This is a genomic window from Pseudoalteromonas sp. C12FD-1 (assembly GCF_037414265.1).
GTDB lineage: Bacteria > Pseudomonadota > Gammaproteobacteria > Enterobacterales > Alteromonadaceae > Pseudoalteromonas.
Map to the genome: position 1 here is coordinate 1 of NZ_JBBEVD010000045.1, position 1,900 is coordinate 1,900.

At 40.9% G+C, this 1,900-nt stretch carries 2 protein-coding genes; both read right to left on the reverse strand.

Features of this window, described 5'->3' with window-relative positions; translation table 11 throughout:
- Positions 1-42 precede the first annotated feature (42 nt).
- Positions 43-966, reverse strand: coding sequence for a hypothetical protein (locus tag WDB87_RS04935; RefSeq protein ID WP_337849247.1), 924 nt, complete (start codon positions 964-966; stop codon positions 43-45).
- A gap of 112 nt (positions 967-1,078) precedes the next feature.
- Positions 1,079-1,789 (reverse strand): hypothetical protein, encoded by a 711-nt coding sequence (locus WDB87_RS04940; protein ID WP_337849248.1) that lies wholly within the window; start codon positions 1,787-1,789, stop codon positions 1,079-1,081.
- Between the last annotated feature and the right edge of the window lie 111 nt (positions 1,790-1,900).

Below are 1,900 nucleotides of genomic sequence, written 5' to 3' on the forward strand. Positions count from 1 at the left end.
TTATTGGTTGCCGATAGCAATTTACGTCGCTACTGTTCAATACTAATTAGCATGTCCGCCGCGCTTTGCTTCACTTAAAACACCACTTAAATCGTAAACATCTGTACTACTATCTACATAACTATTGCTTTGACCACCATAACCTAACATCCCGAGGTATCTGTCAATCAACGGACTTACATTCGAAATAAAACCATCGCTTAGCACTGATACATCAAGTCCGATTTGCGTGATACCCGCAGTAATAACACTGGTGCTTTCAGCTGCTTCTACATTCATCATCGCTTCTGCCTGTGCAATTAATAAGGTCGTACTCAATTGTACGTTTGACTGTGCATCATGAAGTACTTCAATAGTCTCTTCTAGTAATCCATCAGTGACTCCACCTCCACGTCTAGCTTGGATTTTTTGCGCTTGAGCTAGGGATTTCAAACTGCGACTCAAGCTTTTTGCTCTAGCATGTGCCTCAGGAGTATTGATATTTTCGAGTATCGATAAGCTACCCTGAATTTGGGTGATGGCATCAACAAACCAATCGCGGCCTTTACCTTCTGACAGGTTTCGTTTTTCATCATCGGGTTTAGCCGAATTCAGGGCGTAAATATAACTGTCAATAGTCGCCTTCAATTGCTCTGAGTAAGCCTTTAACTGATTTGCTTTTTCTGCAATAGCGATAGATTGAGCATTAAATATTTTTTTCATTGCTGCCTTTTCTTGCTCTTCAGTCATTGTTGGTCTTGCTTGCTCATAGGCTTTAACAAGCTTATTCACCTCTGGAGAAGGCGCATTAAATTGCTTGGTTTTATCAACCAGTAAAGTCGTATTCTTAGTGATATTCTCCTGCGCTTTTGCCGTGATAATAATGCTTTCTTCTGCATTAACGTGCGTTGATAGCGTACCTGCAAATAAGCCTACAGTTGCCACTACGGCCAAACCTATTTTATTAAGTGTCTTTAATGTTTTCATAACTATTACCTTATTTGTTAAGTGAGTTGCCAAGCACCCTACTTGGCAGGCAAGACGAGCTAATCATTAGTTCGTCTTACCTTGTATGCCACTGCCATTTTTTCAGGGGGGATTATTCCGGTAAATCTACTTGTGTAAGTGAAATGCCCATGGTGTCAAAAAGTTTGACCTTGAATGTGGTCCAAGCTGCTTGGCGAGGTTTATCTTTTGTTGATGGTAGTTTAGCGTTACACCCTAAGTCGTCATGGCAAAGTGAAATAGACCTATCTTGTCCTCGAGCAAAGTTAATAATGGCTTTATCAATATTGCCAACTACATGGGCTTGACAAGCTTTTCTTATCGAACGATTAAAAGAGCCTTGTAAACCACTGCCACCTGCTGTTCGTTTAGCATTGCCACACAATAAGTTAAGTTTATTCACTTGCGCCGCATCTAAACCATCTACAGCTGACTGGGATAAACCACTTAACTGGGTATCAATTAAGTGCGTTAACACTAAAGCACTATCTGGACGGTTATTAATGGGTGCTCTATCAAGTTGCGCCTTTAATTGCGCCCCCGTTTCAATACAAGCTTGTCGCTCTGGGTGAATGCTTTGCGCACTATCCAAAATTGATTGTGGTGCTTGGGCAAGACAGTCCTCACCTAGCAGGGTAAGCAAAGCAATGCGCTCATGATGGGTTGCATCAGGCATTAACGCCTTTACTGCTGCTTGGCGTTTGGTATAGCTGGTATAACTCATTGCTTGTTGTATCTCTGATGCCGATAATCGTTGAACTGGCATCTGTGATGTACTAGAGCACCCCATCGTTAAAAGGCTCACTAAAAAGCTTCCTAGAATCATAACTCGTTTTAAATAACACATAATATTTACCTACTTATTTAAATAAATGACTGTATTGTCGTGGAATAGGTAAAGAAAATTTTTTAAGGG